This is a genomic window from Gemmobacter aquatilis (assembly GCF_900110025.1).
GTDB classification, from domain to species: domain Bacteria; phylum Pseudomonadota; class Alphaproteobacteria; order Rhodobacterales; family Rhodobacteraceae; genus Gemmobacter; species Gemmobacter aquatilis.
In genome coordinates this window covers 27,748-45,037 of record NZ_FOCE01000012.1, presented here as the reverse complement: position 1 = coordinate 45,037, position 17,290 = coordinate 27,748, and the positions used below count along the sequence as shown (strand labels likewise).

The window sequence follows — 17,290 nt, the reverse complement described above, 5'->3', positions numbered from 1 at the left end:
GTTACCCGTTAAGCAAGGTAAACGGGGGCGGGGATGGTCGCGCGGGCCTATACGGTGGCGTTTGAAGGGGTCGAGGCCCGCATGGTCGAGGTGCAATGCGCCGTCGCCGCAGGCCTGCCCGCCTTCGCCGTGGTGGGCCTGCCCGACAAGGCGGTGTCCGAGGCGAAGGAACGGGTGCGCGCCGCCCTCGCCGCGATGTCGATCGCGCTGCCGTCGAAGCGGATCACCGTCAACCTCTCGCCCGCCGATCTGCCGAAAGAGGGCTCACATTTCGATCTGCCCATCGCGCTGGCCCTGCTCGCCGCGCTCGACATCATTCCTAAGGACGAGGTGGAGGCCACCGTGGCGCTCGGGGAACTGTCGCTGGATGGCCGCCTGATCGCGGTGATTGGCGCCCTGCCCGCCGCCATGGCCGCTGCCGAGGCCGACCGGGCGCTGCTCTGCCCCCGCGCCTGCGGGGCCGAGGCGGCCTGGGTCGGCGCGACGCAGGTGCTGGGCGCGGAATCGCTCGATCAGGTGGTGCGCCATTATACCGGCCAGGCCCCGATCACCCCGGCCGAGGCGGGTGAGGTGTCGCGCCCGCCGCTGACCCGTGACCTGCGCGAGGTGAAAGGCCAGGAACGCGCCAAACGCGCACTGGAAATCGCCGCTGCCGGGCGCCATCATATGCTGATGATCGGCACGCCCGGTTCCGGCAAATCCATGCTGGCCGCCCGCCTGCCCGGTATCCTGCCGCCGCTTTCCGCGCCGGAAGCCCTTGAAACCTCGATGATTCACTCGCTGGCGGGCCTGTTGTCCGAAGGCGGCATCTCGCGCGAACGCCCGTTCCGAGAACCACATCACACTGCGTCGATGGCCGCCATTGTCGGCGGCGGCAAAGGGGCCAAGCCCGGCGAGATCAGCCTCGCCCATAACGGCGTGCTGTTCATGGATGAATTCCCCGAATTTCCCCGCGCCGTGCTGGAAACCCTGCGCCAGCCCATCGAATCCGGCGAGGTGGTGGTGGCCCGCGCCAATGCGCATATCCGCTACCCCTGCCGCTTCCTGCTGGTCGCCGCCGCCAATCCCTGCAAATGCGGCTATATGACCGATCCGTCCCGCGCCTGCGCCAAGGTGCCGCTCTGTGGTGAAGACTACCTCGGTCGCATCTCCGGCCCGCTGATGGATCGCTTCGACCTGCGCGTCGATGTGCCCCCGGTCGCCTATACCGACCTCGATCTGCCCGCCGCGGGCGACACATCCGCCACCATCGCCGCCCGTGTGCTGCGCGCCCGCCAGATCCAGCAACAGCGATTCGCCACCACCCCCGGCCTGCGCGTCAACGCCGATGCCGAGGGCCGGGTGCTGGACGAGATCGCCACCCCCGATGCCGAAGGCCGCGCCCTGATCAGCCGCGTCGCCGAACGCTTCGGCCTGTCGGCCCGCGGCTATCACCGCGTCTTGCGCGTCGCCCGCACCATTGCCGATCTGGCGGGCAGCGCCGACGTCCGCGCGCCCCATATCGCCGAGGCGGTCAGCTATCGCCTGACGCTCAGCGAGCGCGCTTCGCCTCGATGACCTCCCAGATCCGCGCGGCGGTATTGGTGCCGTCAAACCGCTCCAACTCCTGAATCCCGGTGGGCGAGGTCACGTTGATCTCGGTCAGCCAGTCACCGATCACGTCGATGCCGACGAAAACCTGCCCCTTTTCGCGCAACACCGGCCCGATCGTCGCACAGATCTCCAGATCCCGGTCGGTCAACCCGATCTTCTCGGGCCGCCCGCCGACATGCATGTTGGACCGCGTCTCGCCCGCCTGCGGCACCCGGTTGATCGCCCCCACAGGTTCGCCGTCCACCAGAATCACCCGCTTGTCGCCCTTGGCCACATCGGGCAGGAATTTCTGCACGATCATCGGCTCGCGGCTCATGCCGGTGAACATCTCGTGCAGCGAGGCCAGATTGCGGTCGTTCGGGTCCAGCCGGAACACCCCGGCCCCGCCATTGCCATAAAGCGGCTTGAGGATGATGTCGCCATGCCGCGCCTTGAACTCGCGGATCGTCTGCAGATCGCGGGCAATCGCCGTGGGCGGCGTCAACTGCGGGAAGCGCAGCACCAGAAGCTTTTCCGGGTAATTGCGCACCCAGAACGGATCATTCACCACCAGCGTGCCCGGATGGATCAGCTCCAGCAGATGGGTCGTGGTGATATAGCCCATGTCAAACGGCGGATCCTGCCGCAACCAGACCACATCGAAATCGGCCAGATCGACCTCGGTCTCGGCGCCATAGGTCACATGATTGCCAATCTCGCGCCGCAGCTCGATCGGAAAACCACGCGCGATCACCCGCCCTTCCACGAAGGCCAGCTTGTCGGGCGTGTAGAAGAACAGCTCATGCCCCCGCGCCTGTGCTTCCAGCGCGATGCGGAACGTGCTGTCCGCATTGATATTCACCGACCCGATCGGGTCCATCTGCAAGGCCACCTTGAGGCGCATGGGAATTCCTCCTGCTTTGCCCCCTCAATGCCCGAGCGCCCGGCCCGATGCAATCAGGCCGCGAAGGCGTTTTCGAGAATCTCGATCCGCCCCTGCCCATCCACCAGCGCCACATCGAACCGCGCCTCGGTCAACTGCCCCAGCGGCTCCCCGGCCAGAAACTCTGCCGCCGCCGAACAGATCCGCGCCCTCTGCCGCGGCCCCAGATGTTCCGCCGCCTGCGCATGGGTGGCGCTTTGCTTCACCTCGATGAAGATCACTTCGGCCCCGTCCCGCGCAATCAGGTCGATCTCACCGGCATGGCCCCGCCAGCGCCGCGCCGCGATCTGCCGCCCGCCCCGTTCATACAGCCGCTCCACCGCGCCCTCGGCGGCCTGCCCGGCATGGTGGGCCATCTTTCCCCGGATCTGACGCATCTCATTCCTCCGACAGGCGCAGGGCGCGCTGATAAACTTCGCGTTTCGGCAGATCCAGCGCCTCGGCCACCATCGCCGCCGCTTCCTTGACACGGTGATCCCGCAAGGCCTGACGCAGCGCCTGATCCAGATCATCGGCGCTGGCCGCCCGCGCCGGAGCCCGATCGATCAGCACGACGATTTCCCCTTTCACCTCGCGCCCGGCAAAGGCGGCCGTCACCTCGGCCAAAGTGCCGCGCGTGGTTTCTTCGAATCGCTTGGTCAGTTCCCGGCAGATCACGATTCGCCGGTCTGTTTCCACACAGTGCCCCAAATCATCTAATAATCTCTGAATCCGTTTTGGCGATTCATACAGGATCACCGTCGCATCGCTGCGGTTCAGATCCTTCAGGAAGGTCTGCCGTGCCGCCCCGGAGGATGGCGGAAAGCCTGCGAACAGAAACCGGTCGCTCGGCAGGCCCGAAACCGTCAGCGCCGCCAGCACGGCGGAGGGCCCGGGGGCCGACAGCACGGTATGCCCGGCCTCGATCGCGGCCCGGCCCAGCGCGAAGCCCGGGTCGGCCACCAGAGGCGTGCCCGCCTCGGACGCATAGGCGACCGACCGCCCTTCGGCCAGCGCGGCCAGCAGACGGGGCCGGGCGGCGTCGCCGTTATGGTCGTGATAGGCGACCAGCGGGCGGTTGTTCAGCACCACGCCATGGATCTCCATCAGGTGGCGCAGGGTGCGGGTATCTTCCGCCGCCAGCACGTCGGCGCTGGCCAGAATGTCCAGCGCGCGCAGGGTGATGTCGCGCGCCGCCCCGATCGGTGTTGCCAGAAAATACAGCCCCGGTGCCAGGGTCGTCCGGACTGGCCGCGTCCCGCTCATCATCTGCCGCTCCCATGCTCGCAAGTTTACTTCCCCGCCGGTGCGGCCTATTCTGCCGGGTGTGCCCCCGCAGAGTGAGGAAGCCCGTATGTTGTCCGTTTTCGATCTGGCCCGCAAGTCGCTGGCCCGAACCGCTGCCCGTGCCGCCGCCATCGTGACGACCGTGGCGCTGGCCGCCTGCGTACCGGCGGGGGGCCCCGGCGGCTCTGGCCCGAAGATCGACACCAATGCCGCCGTACCGGTGGCGCTGCTGGTGCCCTCGGGTTCAGGTCAGGCGAGTGACGAGTTGCTGGCGCGCAGCCTGCAGAATGCCGCGCGGCTGGCGATTTCCGATCTGGGCAATGTGAAGATCGACCTGCGGGTCTATTCCACCGCGGGCCAGCCGGCACAGGCGCAGGCCATGGCGATCAAGGCGGTGGACGAAGGCGCCAAGATCATCCTCGGCCCCGTCTATGCGCAAGAGGCCAATGCCGCCGGCGTCGCCGTGGCGGGGCGCGGGGTCAACCTGCTGTCCTTCTCCAACAATACCGACATCGCGGGCGGCAATGTCTTCGTGCTGGGGCCGACCTTCCAGAACACCGCCGACCGGCTGGGACGCTATGCCGTGCGCGCGGGCAAGTCGCGGGTGATGGTGGTCAGCGACCAGAACCTTGCGGGCAGCGCCGGCAATACCGCGATCCAGCGGGGCGTCAGCGCGGCGGGCGGTCAGGTCGTGGCGTCCCGCTCTTACGAATTCTCGCAGAACGGCATCCTCGGCGCCGGTCCCGGCATCGCGGCCGAGGCGAAGGCCACCGGCGCGCAGGCGATCTTCCTCACCGCCGATACCGCAGGCGCTCTGCCGCTGATCTCGCAGGTGCTGCGCGACAATGGCGTGGCGCCGCCCACCACCGCCTTTCTGGGCCTGACCCGCTGGGACATCCCGTCGGCCACGCTGGCCCTGCCCGGCGTGCAGGGCGGCTGGTTCGCGCTGCCCGATCCCAACCTCTACGGCCAGTTCCAGACCCGCTATCAGACCGCCTTCAGCGAACAGCCCCACCCGATCGCCGGTCTGGCCTATGACGGCATCGCCGCCATCGGCGCGCTGGTCAAACGCGGCAATACCCATGCGCTGGGGGCCTCGGCGCTGACGCAAGGCTCGGGCTTTGTTGGCGTCTCGGGCATCTTCCGGCTGAAATCCGACGGCACCAACGAACGCGGCCTCGCCATCGCCTCGATCCAGAACAGCCAGCTTGTGGTGCTGGATCCCGCCCCGCGCAGCTTCGGCGGGGCCGGATTCTGACCTTGCACCGCGCCGCCATTTCCCAGCAGGACATGCTGTTGCCGGGGGTCGAGATCATCGACCCCCGCGCCCTTCTTGCCGCCATCCACGCCGATCTGGCCCGGGAACCCGATGCCCGCGCCGCACGCGCCATCGCCGTGCGCCATCTGGCCGAGGCCAAGGCCGCCGGCAATGCCACCCTCGCCGCCGCCTTCGCCGCCCGCCCGCTGGAGGCCCGCGCCCTGACCCGCGCGCAAAGCCACCTGACCGACGGCCTCGTCTCGCTGGCCTTCGAACTGGCACGCAACCATTTTCACCCCGCCCCGAATCCCACCGCGTCGGAACGGCTGACCGTGCTGGCGGTGGGAGGCTATGGCCGCGCCGAAATGGCCCCCCATTCCGATGTGGACCTGCTGTTCCTCACACCATGGAAGATCACCGGCTGGGCCGAAAGCGTGATCGAGACCATGCTTTACATCCTGTGGGATCTGAAGCTGAAGGTCGGCCATTCCTCGCGCGCGCTGCGCGATTGCGTGCGGCTGGGGCGCGAAGACATCACCATCCGCACCGCCCTGCTGGAAAGCCGCTATCTGACCGGCGACAGTGCCCTGGCCAAAGAGCTGGACGAAATGCTCTGGGCCGAGCTGTTCCGCAATTCCGGGCCGGAATTCATCGAGGCGAAACTGGCCGAACGCGCCGACCGGCACAAACGGCAAGGGGGTCAGCGCTATGTGCTGGAACCCAACGTGAAAGAGGGCAAGGGCGGCCTGCGCGACCTGCAAACGCTCTACTGGATCGGCAAATACCTGCATCGGGTGCCGGAACCGGCGGGCCTCGTCGGGGCAGGCCTGCTGACGCAGGAAGAATTTGCCACCTTCAGCCGGGCCGAGAATTTCCTCTGGGCGGTGCGCTGCCATCTGCATTACATCTGCAAACGCGCGATGGATCAGCTGACCTTCGATCTCCAGGTCGATGTCGCCGCCCGCATGGGCTATACCGACAGCGGCGGGCGCCGCGCGGTCGAGGTGTTCATGCAGGATTATTTCCGCCACGCCACCCGCGTCGGCGAACTGACCCGCGTCTTCCTCACCCAGCTAGAGGCCCGCCACGCCAAGCCCGAGGCCAATCTGATCGGCATGTTCCGCCGCAAGAAGCAGGTCCGCGCCGGTTTCAAGGTGGTGCAGGGCCGCATCGACGCCGAAAACCCGAAGAAATTCCTCTCCGACAAGCTCAACCTGCTGCGTGTCTTCGAAGAGGGGCTGCGCACCGGCTATCTGCTGCATCCCAATGTGATGCGCCTGATCGCCGCCAACCTGCACCTGATCGACGACGAAATGCGCGATGCCCCCGAGGCGCGGCGCATCTTCCTTGACCTGCTGCTGAAACATGGCAACCCCGAACGATCCCTGCGGCGGATGAACGAACTCGGCGTGCTGGGCGCCTTCATCCCGGAATTCGAACCCATCGTCGCCATGATGCAGTTCAACGTCTACCACCACTATACGGTGGACGAACACATCATCCAGTGCATCTCCACCCTCGCCCAGATCGAACGGGGCGAGCTGGTCGAGGAACTGCCGCTCTCCTCCTCCATCCTCAAGGCCGGGATCAACCGGCGCGTCATCTATGTCGCCCTGCTGCTGCATGACATCGGCAAGGGCCGCCCCGAGGATCACTCGATCCTCGGCGCGCAGATCGCCCGCCGCGTCGCCCCGCAACTGGGGCTGGACCCGGAAGAGTGTGAAACCGTCGAATGGCTGGTGCGCTATCACCTGCTGATGTCCGACATGGCGCAGAAACGCGACATTTCCGACCCGCGCACCCTGCGCGATTTCGCCAAGGCGGTGAAAACCCGCAAACGGCTGGATCTGCTGACCGTGCTCACCGTCTGCGACATCCGCGGCGTCGGGCCGGGGACGTGGAACAACTGGAAGGCCATGCTGATCCGCCAGCTGTACCGCGATACCACGCTGGCGCTGGAAGGCGGGCTGGAAAGCGTCAACCGCGAACGCCGCGAAAGCGAGGCCAAGCGCCACCTGCGCGAGGCGTTGAAAGACTGGGACGCCAAGGATCTGCGCACCGAACTTGGCCGCCATTACGCCCCCTACTGGCAGGGGTTGATGACGGAAACGCAGGCCACCTTCGCCCGGCTGCTGCGCGATCTGCCGGAAAACGAGATCCGCATCGACCTGCATCCCGATCCCGCCCGCGATGCCACCCGCGCCTGTTTCGCGCTGGCCGATCACCCCGGCATCTTCTCGCGCCTTGCCGGTGCGCTGGCGCTGGTCGGGGCCAACGTGGTGGACGCGCGCACCTATACCTCGAAAGACGGCTATGCCACGGCGGTATTCTGGGTGCAGGATTCCGAGGGCAAGCCCTACGAGGTCAGCCGCCTGCCCCGTCTGCGCAACATGATCGACAAGACCCTGAAGGGCGAGGTGATGCCGCGTCAGGCGCTGGCCGACCGCGACAAGGTGAAGAAACGCGAACGCGAGTTCCGCTTTCCCACCCATATCACCTTCGACAATGAAGGCTCCGAAATCTACACGATCATCGAGGTGGACACGCGCGACCGCCCGGGCCTGCTCTATGATCTGACGCGCACGCTGGCCGCGAACAACATCTACATCGCCTCGGCGATGATCGCCACCTATGGGGCGCAGGTGGTGGATACCTTCTATGTGAAGGACATGTTCGGGCTGAAGCTGCACACCAAACCCAAGCAAGAGGCGCTGGAACGCAAGCTGCGGCAGGCGATCGTCGAAGGCGCCGAACGGGCGCAGGCATAAGGGCAGAAACATGGGCATCCGGCTTGTGAAGGGCTTCCTCACCGTGGGGGGCTGGACGCTGGGCAGCCGCGTCGTGGGCTTCGTGCGCGACGTGATGATGGCCGCCTATCTGGGCGCAGGCCCGGTGGCCGAGGCATTTCTGGTGGCCTTCTCGCTGCCCAACATGTTCCGCCGCTTCTTCGCCGAAGGCGCCTTCAACATGGCCTTCGTGCCGATGTTCTCCAAGAAACTCGAAGGCGGCGAGGATGCCCAGGGCTTTGCCCGCGACGCCTTCAACGGGCTGGCGGCGGTGCTGCTGGTGTTCACCCTGCTGGGCACGCTGGCCATGCCTTGGCTGGTCTGGGCCATGGCCTCGGGCTTTGCGGGCGATGCGCGCTTCGATCTGGCGGTGCTGTTCGGGCAGATCGCCTTCTCCTACATCCTGTTCATTTCGCTGGTGGCGCTGCTGTCGGGTGTGCTGAACGCCTTTGGCCACTTCACCGAGGCCAGCTTCGTGCCGGTGCTGATGAACCTGATGTTCATCATCGCCATGTGGTTGGCCGACTGGCAGGGCTGGGACATGGGCCTGACGCTCAGCTGGACGGTGCCGGTGACCGGCATCGCGCAACTGGCCTTCACCTGGTGGTCGGCGGAACGTCTGGGCATCCGCATCCGCCCCCGGATCCCCCGCCTGACGCCGGAACTGAAGCGGCTGGCGATCATCGCCGGCCCTGCCGTGCTGGCGGGCGGCGTGGTGCAGGTCAACCTGCTGGTGGGCCGTCAGGTCGCCAGCTTCACCGAAGGGGCGGTGGCCTGGCTCAGCTATGCCGACCGGCTCTATCAACTGCCGCTGGGGGTGGTGGGCATCGCCATCGGCACCGTGCTGCTGCCCGACCTCAGCCGCCGCCTGCGCGCGGGCGATCTGGAGGGCGGGCGCAATTCGTTCAACCGCGGCGCCGAATTTGCGCTGGCGCTGACCCTGCCCGCCGCCGTGGCGCTGGTGGTGATCGCCGTGCCGCTGACCCGCGTGCTGTTTGAACGCGGCGCCTTCAGCACGCTCGACACCCACAACACCGCGCTGGCGCTGGCCGCCTATGGCCTCGGCCTGCCCGCCTTCGTGTTGCACAAGGTCTTGCAGCCGCTGTTCTACGCGCGGGAAGACACGCGTAGCCCCTTCCGCTATGCCGTCTGGTCGATGGTGGTCAATGTCGGCTTCGCGCTGGGGATGATGCCGCTGATGGGCTTCATGGCGGCGGCACTCGCCACCACGGTTTCCGGCTGGACCATGGTCGCGCAGCTCTGGTTCGGCTCGCGCCGGATGGGCGCAGCGGCCACCTTCGATGCCCGGTTCCGCAACCGCCTGCCCCGCATCCTGGCCGCCTGCGCCCTGATGGGGCTGGCGCTCTGGGGCGGCGCCGACCTGCTGGCCCCCGCGCTGAACGCCCGCGCCCTGCGCTGGCTGGCGCTTGCCGCGCTCTGCATCGGCGGCGCGGTGGTCTATTTCGGCTTCGGCACGCTGATCGGCGCCTTCCGCCTGTCGGATTTCAAAGCCGCCCTGCGCCGCAAGAAAGCCTGACTTGCCAGCCCCGCTGCCCCGCCCCTAGACTGACCCCACACAGGGGCCGAGAGGACCGGATGACCGCAACGCTTTGGCAAGGGATCGGCCTGTTTCTGCTCGTCGTCACCCTGACCGGCGGCGAGGTGATGCTCCAGCGCCGCAGCCCGCTGCACGGGCAGCCCCGTCTGGCCCGCATGGTGATCCTGGCCACAACCGCAGGCGGGATGATCGGCGCCACGGCCTGGATGCAGGCCCTGCCCTGGTCCTTTTCGTGGGATCTGACGCCGCTGGCCTTCCGGTTTCTTGCCGTGGCGGGCCTCGCCTTCGGTCTTTGCGGGTTGCTGGCGCTGGCGCGGCCCAGCCCCGCCCGCAGCGCGCAGTTTCTCGGGCTGCTCGGCCTCTATCTCGGCCCGCTGACGCTGGCGATTCTGGCGCTGCATCTGGATCGTTTCAGCTTCGACCGCCCGGTGGTGATCGCGTTCTTCGCCATCGTCCTGCTGCTGCTCGCCGGGCTCGCGGCCACCCTGCCCCAGATGCCGCCCCGCCTCAGCCGCCCACAAGGCACCATCGCCACCCTCACCAGCCTGATCGCCGCCGCATGGGGGCTTGCCCTGTTCCTCTGGCCCGCAGGTCCGCTGCCCCTGCTCTGGCCTTGGCCAAGCGATGCCCTGACCAGCCGCCTGATCGCCGCGATGGTCCTAACCGTGGCCGCCGCCCAGCCCTTCGCGGGCGACCGCGCCAGCCGCATCTCGGCCCATGCCCTGACCGCCAGCTATGGCTGCGGCATCGCGCTGGCCTGCCTGGCACAACTGGCCCAAGGCAAACCCGCCCCGCTCGCCTATCTTTGCATCTGGGGTGCGCTTGGCCTGCTCAATGCCGCAACTCTGCTTACCGCGCGCGCAGCCGCGCCTTCACATGGGCCCAACCGCCGGGGCTGACCACGAAGCTCAGCAAGAACCCGGTGGCGAACCCCGCCAGATCGGCGATCCATTCCATGCTGCTGCCGAAAAACACCCCGAACAGCAGTTGCACCCCCAGCAAGAAGCCGATCATCGAAAACGCCCGCCACTGGTTGCCGCCGCTGCCCGCCAGCCGCACCCAGACCAGAAAGGTAAACGCCCCGATCAACCCATAGACCGCCGGATAGCCGCCCAGCAGCGCATATTCCGTCATCGGCACCGCCGCATAAACCAGCCCGCCCATCACCGCCGCGCCAAAGAACACCAGCAGCACCGCCCACCAGCGGAAGATCTCGCCCACCATCTTGCCCAGCGCCAGCAGCATCACCACCACAAAGGCCGCATGGGTGAAACTGCCATGCACAAACGGATAGGCCACCACCCGCAACAGCGCCTCGGGCGGATAGACCCCCTGCGCCAGCATCTGCCGCAGCATCTCGGGCGACAGCGCAAGGCGCTGCACCGCATCCAGCCGCCAGCCGATCGCCGCAGGCCCGCCCACCAGCCCGCTGCCCCCCGCGCTGACCACCACCTCCATCGCGATGATCGGCAGGGCAATCAGCCAGACCACCCAGGGCAAGGGGTTCAGCGGCGGGGCATTCAGATTCTCGCGCATGGCACTGCTCCAACTCACGGGCGCTTCGATTGACGCCCCTTGCCGCCAAGAGTAAGCGATGCAGGCACCCTTATCCAGACGGAGAACCACATGTCCGAGCCGGTCCAAACGCCTCAGACCTTCCCGCCGCGCATCTTCTCGGGGATCCAACCCTCGGGCGGCATGACGCTCGGCAATTACCTCGGCGCGCTGAAGCGGTTTGCCGAAAAGCAGAACGAGGGCATCGAGACCATCTATTGCGTGGTCGACATGCACGCGATCACCGTCTGGCAAGACCCCGACAAGCTGCGCAACCAGACGCGCGAGATTGCGGCGGCCTTCCTCGCCTCGGGCATCGACCCGGCGCGCTCGATCCTGTTCAACCAAAGCCAGGTCAGCGCCCATGCCGAACTGGGCTGGATCTTCAACTGTGTCGCCCGCATCGGCTGGATGTATCGGATGACCCAGTTCAAGGACAAGGCGGGTAAACACGCCGAAAACTCCTCGCTGGGGCTCTTGGCCTATCCCTCGCTGATGGCCGCCGACATTCTGGCTTACCGCGCCACCCATGTGCCGGTGGGCGAAGACCAGAAACAGCATCTGGAACTGACGCGCGACATCGCCGCCAAGTTCAACCATGATTACGGCGTGAATTTCTTCCCGATCACCGAACCGCTGATCGAAGGCGCCGCAACCCGGGTGATGAGCCTGCGCGACGGCACCAAGAAGATGTCGAAATCCGACCCCAGCGATCAAAGCCGCATCAACCTGACCGATGATGCCGACAGCATCGCCGCCAAGATCCGCAAGGCCAAAACCGACCCGGAACCGCTGCCCGACACGCTGGACGGCCTGAAAGACCGGCCCGAGGCGCGCAATCTGGTGAACATCTACGCCGCCCTGTCCGGCCAAAGCGCCGAGGCGGTGATCACCGAATATGCCGGCGCGCAATTCGGCAGCTTCAAGCCGAAACTGGCGGAACTGGCGGTCGCCACCCTCTCGCCCATCACCACCGAGATGAACCGCCTCATGGCCGACCCGGCCGAGATCGATCGCATCCTGGGCCGCGGCGCCGCACAGGCCGACGCCATCGCCCGCCCGATCCTCGATCAGGTGAAGGACATCGTGGGCATGATCCGCTCGCGCGAAGTGTGATGCTGCACCGGCTGCGGCAAGCGGGGCTGCTGGCCCTGCTGGCCGCCTCGCTGATCATCAGCCTGAATGCGGGCCTGCAACTGGCCCGCAATCCGCTTGTCCGCCCGCTTGTCGAACGCTCCGCCGCCGAATTGCAGGCCGCAACTGACGCCGCCCTCGCCCGCAGCGCCACCGAAGCCCATATCGCCAGCCTGCTGTCCGGCCACCTGGCACAAGATCCCCGCAACTGGCTCGCCCTCGACGCGCTGCTTGCCGTCGCCGCCGAACGCGGCCTGCCCCTGCACCCGACCCTGATCACCCGGATCGAAACCGCCCGCGCCGAAGACACCGGCCTTCTGACCCGGATCACCGATTGCGCCACCTGCGCCTGGGACATCGGCCAATGCAGCCTGTCGCAGGCGCTGATCTGCAACGCGCCGATCACCTTCACCACGCTGGGCGACGGGCTGTGCCTGACCCGCGAGGGCGTGAACTACCTCAGCGGCGCCGAGGTGGACCGTTTCAACACCACGCTCTGCGCCGTGGGCCTTGGCGCCGCCGTCGTCACCCTTGCCAGTGCGGGCACCGCCACCCCCCTCACCCTGCCGGTGAAAGAGGGCGCCTCGGTCCTGCGGCTGGGGCGCGAGATGAAACTGCTGTCGCCCCGGCTCACCGGCTGGCTGACCCGCAGCGCCGATGACGCGATCGACTGGAACGCCCTGCGCGCCGAAGGCGCCTTCGGCGATCTGCGCCGCGCCATCAAACCCGGCGCGCTGGACGGGATCGAAACCCTCGCCGCCAACCTGCTGCGGCTGGAACGCGCGACCGGCCCGACCGAGGCCCTGCACCTGCTGCGCTATGTCGATACGCCCGAAGACGCCGCCCGCCTCGCTCGCACAGCCGAGGCGCTGGGGCCGAAAACCCTGGGCCGGATCGAGGTTCTGGGCAAGACCCGCCTGTTCCGGCTGGGCCTGCGCCTGTCGGATACCGCGCTGCACCTGTGGTCGGGCCTTGCCGGTCTGCTCGCCGCCCTCACCGGCCTTGGCGTCAGCGCGGCCCATGGCGTGACACACCGCCTCACCCGCCGCCTGCTGCGCGCCGGGTGAACACGGGCAGGCCCTCCCGCCCGTGGCTGTTCCAGCCGGTCAGAGAATGAAATCCCCCGCCGTCAGCCCAACCCGCCGGTCGATGGTGATCGCCATATCGGCAACCCCGTCGCCGTCGATATCCATCTGGATCAAGGTCCGTCCGCCTCCCCGCACAAACCGCAACTCGCCCGCGGCCCCCGAGAAGGACTGCTGCCCGATGAACTCGAACTCCTGATTACCGGCTGCGAACACATTGGCATCAATGCCGCGCAGATGGATGATATCCACCTGATGCGCGAAATCCAGAATCATGTCCTGCGCCCCGGCCGTCCCCATCTCCGACGCTGCGGCGAACAGGAATACATCCGCATCGCCGCCGCCCTGCATCGTATCGCGCCCGATGCCGCCGGTCAGCGTATCCTCCCCCGCCCGACCGCTCAGGAAATCGTTGCCGTCATTGCCCTCCAGCCGGTTGTTCACAAAGGTGGCTGAAATCCGGTCATTGCCCTGGCTGCCAATGACATTCTCGAACCCGCCCAACGCCTCCACGCCAGAGCCGACCGTATTCTGCCCCCCGATCACCGTCAGGTCGAGGATGATCCCGGCCGTGCCGTCCGCATAGCTGACGGTATCAATCCCGCCGCCGCCATACATCTGATCCTCGCCCCCGCCGCCCATGATGAAATCATCGCCACCGCCGCCGACCAGCACATCCACACCGCCATTGCCGACCAGCGAATCCCGGCCCAGATCCCCGAACACCTGATCGGAATCCTCGCCCCCCAGAACGGTATCCGACCCGTCGCCCGCATCCACGACATTACGCCCGCCCCCGGTCTCGATCAGGTCATTGCCGCCCAGACCGGCAACCCGGTCATCAAAGTTGTCGCTGGTGAAATCGAGCACGTTGTCTTCATTCGTGCCGAAGTTGATGAAGCCGAACGTGTTGGAGGTTGAAATATCCACCTGAAAACTGCCGGTGTCCCCGCCGTCATTCTCGAATTCGAAATCACCCGCGTAATTGTTCCGGAATTCGGCGATGACCAGATAATAAAGCCCGGTCGTTGTGGCGGTAAAAGAAAAATTCGGGTCGAACTGATGAACAGATCCGTCATCCAGAGCGCCAGAATCATCCTGGCGCACGGAATTTCCGAAGGCATCCACAATAACCGCCTGCAGGTCGATGGAATCCCCGACCGTCTTCATCCCGAAATCCACGTCGATATTGACCGTCTGCCCGGCAAACAACGCAACCGGGATAATCACCTCGTCATCGGGCGACAGGATATCGTCGAAGCCGACATAGTGCAGCAGGGCAGGATCGTCGATCCCGGCAAAGCTCCCCTCCCCGGTCGTCGCGGTCGCCCAGGACAGGAAGTTGGTATTGACATTGAAGGAGCGTTCAAACAGAAATGATTTAGGCATTGGCTTTCTCCAGATTACTATTACACGTTTTCAAGGAATTAGAGAGCTCAAGCGCTGGCGCGGGGCAAATATGCAGGCCGCGCGACAAGACTATCCTCCGCAGGGGCAGATTCGGTCAAGCCAATCGTGGTTTTAAAGCCACAAATGGCGGCTGAATGGCGGTATGTTAGAGGGCGCGCAAAATTCAGGCATCATCATCAAAGTGTTGCACGGCGGCGCTCAGATCGGGGCGGGCCACCACCGGCGCCGAATCGGCCTCCTGTCCCCCAGACACATGGCACGGGCTTTCCCTCCCCTGCACGGCGCCCTCCTGCCCCGGTCCGGCCCTCCGGTCCGGGGCGTCTTTTACCGCCCTGCCAAAACACTGCGGGCACTGCTCTGGACCATCCCGCCCCCCTGTGTTTGACTGCCCGGACAAATCCGGGGTCCGCCACAGGCCGGGCCACCATATCCGAGGGACGATCATGGCATTCGGCACGAACATCCGCACCTGGTTCGAAGGGCAATGGCACGCGGGCGACATCCCCGTCATGCGCGCCGCCGATCACGGTATCTGGCAGGGCTCGTCGGTGTTCGACGGCGCCCGCCTGTTCGATGGCGTGACCCCCGACCTTGATCTGCACCTCGCCCGCGTCAACCGCTCGGCCGCCGCGCTGATGATCACCCCCACCGTCACGCCCGAAGACATGCTGGAGATCGCCCGCGAGGGCCTGCGCGCCTATGGCAAACACCAGTCCGTCTATATCCGCCCGATGTACTGGGCGGTCGATGGCTCCGAACTCGGCATCGCGCCTGCCGAAAATTCCACCCGCTTCGCGCTGTGCCTGGAAGAGGTGCCGATGCCCCCGGCCAATGGCGCCACCACCGTCACCCGCACCCGGTTCCGCCGCCCGGTGCTGGAGGATGCGGTCTGCAATGCCAAGGCCGGCTGCCTTTACCCCAACAACGCCCGGATGCTGGTCGAGGCGAAGGGCAAGGGCTTCGGCAACGCCCTCGTCGCCGATGCCATGGGCAACCTGGCCGAAAGCGCCACGGCCAATGTCTTCCTCGTCAAGGATGGCGAGGTCTTCACCCCCATCGCCAATGGCACCTTCCTGTCGGGCATCACCCGCGCCCGCCACATCGCCAATCTGCGCGCCGATGGCATCGCCGTGCATGAAACCGTACTGACCTTCGATGATGTGCACGCCGCTGACGAGCTGTTCCTGTCCGGCAACTTCGCCAAGGTCACCTCGGTCTCGCGCTTCGATGATACCACCTACAAGACCCGCAAGATGACCGACCACATCCGCAGCCTGTACATGGACTGGGCGCTGAGCGCCTGAGCCATGCCGGGCAGCGAACCCACGCTTCTCACCCTGCGCGGTCCCTTCGGCATCGCGGTCGAGGTGCGGCAATCGGCGGCCCTGCTGCTGATGGTCTTCCTGCTGCTGTTCCTCGTGCAGGGGGGCAGCCCGCTCACCGCCCTTGGCCTTGTCGCCGTGGTGCTCGGCTCGATCCTCCTGCACGAACTGGGCCATGCCTGGGGCGCGCGGGTGCAGGGCATCGCGGTGCAGCGCATCGTGATCCATGGCGGCGGCGGCACCACCGAAACCGCGCGCAGCACCGCCCGGCAGGAAGAGCTGATCGTGGCGATGGGCCCGCTGGTCAACCTCTCGCTCTGGGCGCTGCTCGGCCTCGTGATGAACGGCTTCTATGCCCATGCGCTGACCGATCCGCAGATCGCGCGGCTGGGTTATGCGCTGCTGCCCTGGCTTTCCTTTGCCAGCATGGTCAACCTGCTGCTTTTTGCCTTCAACATGGTGCCGGTACAGCCGCTGGATGGCGGCAAGCTCTTGCTGCTGGGATTGCGCCGCCTGATGCCGGTGGCGGGCGCGGTTCGGCTGGCCGGCCAGATCGGCACCGTGTTCTGCCTGCTGTGGTGGCCTGCGCTGGTCTGGCTGTTCTTCGCCACCGGCTGGCTTCTGTTCTTCGCCCCCTCGCTGGCACTGCATCTTGCGATGGCAAAGGGCGAACAGCGGCTGTAACGGCGCAGAGCCGCCACATGGCCAGACCCCAGACCCATATCGTCGCAACATATCCGGTCATTCGCAGCCTCCTGTCCTGCCCTACCCTGACCGAGTCGGCTTAACAGGCCCTTAACGGCGCACGATCCGGTAACAATCGCCCCCAGCGCCCCCCTTGCCAAGCCCGCCCCCCGGCGCCATGATCCGCCCGGACAGGAGAGACCCATGCGCAAGTTCCTCGTCGTGCTGGACGACAGCCGCGAATGTCTTAACGCGATGCGCTATGCCGCGCTGCGCGCCGCCCATACCGGCGCGGGCGTTCAGATCCTTTCGGTGATCCCGCCCGAGGAATACCAGCACTGGATGGGCGTCGCCGATCTGATGCGGCAAGAGGCGCGCGAGCGGATCGAGGCGCATTTCGAGGTCTTCGCCAAATGGATGCGCGACCGGCAGGGCGTGAACCCCGAACTGGTGATCCGCGAGGGCGACCCGGCGGCCGAGATTCTGGCGCAGGTGAAGGCCGACCCGCAGGTCGGCATCCTCGTGCTGGGCGCGGGCACCGACAAAAGCGGCCCGGGCCCGCTGGTCACCCAGATGAGCCGCAATTCCGGCACGCTGCCGATCCCGATCACCATCGTTCCGGGCGACATGTCGAAGGAACGGCTGGAGGCGATCACCTGACCTGTGCCGGTCCGTCGCGCCTGTGCGGGCGGCGAAAATGCCCGACAGGGGGTGTACG

The 17,290-nt window shown here is 66.5% G+C and carries 15 protein-coding genes; 10 read left to right on the top strand and 5 right to left on the bottom strand.

Annotation, left to right across the window (positions count from 1 at the left end; translation table 11 throughout):
* The first annotated feature begins 33 nt into the window (after positions 1 to 33).
* On the top strand, positions 34 to 1,557 hold the full coding sequence (locus tag BMX43_RS16760; RefSeq protein WP_091303313.1) for a YifB family Mg chelatase-like AAA ATPase: 1,524 nt from the start codon (positions 34 to 36) through the stop codon (positions 1,555 to 1,557).
* On the opposite strand, the gene gshB is transcribed toward BMX43_RS16760, so the two are convergent.
* From gshB to rsmI, 3 genes are read right to left on the bottom strand one after another with little or no spacing between them, the layout of a single operon-like run.
* Positions 1,532 to 2,476: a glutathione synthase gene (gene gshB / locus BMX43_RS16755; protein WP_091303312.1), complete on the bottom strand. Its 945-nt coding sequence runs from the start codon at positions 2,474 to 2,476 to the stop codon at positions 1,532 to 1,534. The two genes, BMX43_RS16760 and gshB, sit on opposite strands and share 26 nt — an antisense overlap.
* A gap of 53 nt (positions 2,477 to 2,529) precedes the next feature.
* On the bottom strand, positions 2,530 to 2,892 hold the full coding sequence (locus BMX43_RS16750; RefSeq protein ID WP_425431812.1) for a YraN family protein: 363 nt from the start codon (positions 2,890 to 2,892) through the stop codon (positions 2,530 to 2,532).
* 1 nt (position 2,893) lies between these two features.
* Positions 2,894 to 3,763 (bottom strand): 16S rRNA (cytidine(1402)-2'-O)-methyltransferase, encoded by an 870-nt coding sequence (gene rsmI, locus BMX43_RS16745; protein ID WP_245749517.1) that lies wholly within the window; start codon positions 3,761 to 3,763, stop codon positions 2,894 to 2,896.
* A gap of 85 nt (positions 3,764 to 3,848) precedes the next feature.
* Between rsmI and BMX43_RS16740 the strand changes: the two genes are divergently transcribed.
* Genes BMX43_RS16740 through BMX43_RS16725 form a run of 4 tightly spaced genes read left to right on the top strand, consistent with a single transcriptional unit; the run spans position 3,849 to position 10,282 of the window.
* Positions 3,849 to 5,039: a penicillin-binding protein activator gene (locus BMX43_RS16740; RefSeq protein ID WP_091303311.1), complete on the top strand. Its 1,191-nt coding sequence runs from the start codon at positions 3,849 to 3,851 to the stop codon at positions 5,037 to 5,039.
* A gap of 32 nt (positions 5,040 to 5,071) precedes the next feature.
* The gene (locus BMX43_RS16735) at positions 5,072 to 7,807 is read left to right on the top strand and encodes a [protein-PII] uridylyltransferase (RefSeq protein WP_091303310.1); all 2,736 of its coding nucleotides are present in this window, start codon (positions 5,072 to 5,074) and stop codon (positions 7,805 to 7,807) included.
* A 10-nt stretch (positions 7,808 to 7,817) separates the two neighbouring features.
* The gene (gene murJ, locus BMX43_RS16730) at positions 7,818 to 9,362 is read left to right on the top strand and encodes a murein biosynthesis integral membrane protein MurJ (protein ID WP_091303309.1); all 1,545 of its coding nucleotides are present in this window, start codon (positions 7,818 to 7,820) and stop codon (positions 9,360 to 9,362) included.
* A 59-nt stretch (positions 9,363 to 9,421) separates the two neighbouring features.
* Positions 9,422 to 10,282, top strand: a complete 861-nt coding sequence (locus BMX43_RS16725; protein WP_091303308.1) for a hypothetical protein — start codon at positions 9,422 to 9,424, stop codon at positions 10,280 to 10,282.
* On the opposite strand, the gene BMX43_RS16720 is transcribed toward BMX43_RS16725, so the two are convergent.
* Entirely contained in the window at positions 10,233 to 10,919 is a 687-nt protein-coding gene (locus BMX43_RS16720) for a rhomboid family intramembrane serine protease (RefSeq protein WP_091303307.1), read from the bottom strand. The genes BMX43_RS16725 and BMX43_RS16720 overlap by 50 nt on opposite strands.
* Before the next feature lie 90 nt (positions 10,920 to 11,009).
* On the opposite strand from BMX43_RS16720, the gene trpS reads away from it, so the two are divergent.
* Positions 11,010 to 12,053: a tryptophan--tRNA ligase gene (gene trpS, locus BMX43_RS16715; protein WP_091303306.1), complete on the top strand. Its 1,044-nt coding sequence runs from the start codon at positions 11,010 to 11,012 to the stop codon at positions 12,051 to 12,053.
* A complete protein-coding gene (locus BMX43_RS16710) occupies positions 12,053 to 13,138 on the top strand; it encodes a hypothetical protein (protein ID WP_091303305.1) in 1,086 nt (361 codons plus the stop codon). Before trpS ends, BMX43_RS16710 begins: the two co-directional genes overlap by 1 nt.
* 39 nt (positions 13,139 to 13,177) lie before the next feature.
* Here BMX43_RS16710 and BMX43_RS16705 read toward each other — a convergent pair whose 3' ends face one another.
* Entirely contained in the window at positions 13,178 to 14,545 is a 1,368-nt protein-coding gene (locus BMX43_RS16705) for a calcium-binding protein (RefSeq protein WP_091303304.1), read from the bottom strand.
* Between the two features lie 464 nt (positions 14,546 to 15,009).
* Here BMX43_RS16705 and BMX43_RS16700 point away from each other — a divergent pair, with 464 nt between their 5' ends.
* The 3 genes from BMX43_RS16700 to BMX43_RS16690 all read left to right on the top strand — a co-directional run bounded on the left by BMX43_RS16700 (position 15,010) and on the right by BMX43_RS16690 (position 17,232).
* Positions 15,010 to 15,870, top strand: a complete 861-nt coding sequence (locus BMX43_RS16700; protein WP_091303303.1) for a branched-chain amino acid aminotransferase — start codon at positions 15,010 to 15,012, stop codon at positions 15,868 to 15,870.
* A gap of 3 nt (positions 15,871 to 15,873) precedes the next feature.
* On the top strand, positions 15,874 to 16,572 hold the full coding sequence (locus tag BMX43_RS16695) for a metalloprotease (RefSeq protein WP_091303302.1): 699 nt from the start codon (positions 15,874 to 15,876) through the stop codon (positions 16,570 to 16,572).
* A gap of 204 nt (positions 16,573 to 16,776) precedes the next feature.
* On the top strand, positions 16,777 to 17,232 hold the full coding sequence (locus BMX43_RS16690; protein WP_091303301.1) for a universal stress protein: 456 nt from the start codon (positions 16,777 to 16,779) through the stop codon (positions 17,230 to 17,232).
* The last annotated feature ends 58 nt before the right edge of the window (positions 17,233 to 17,290 follow it).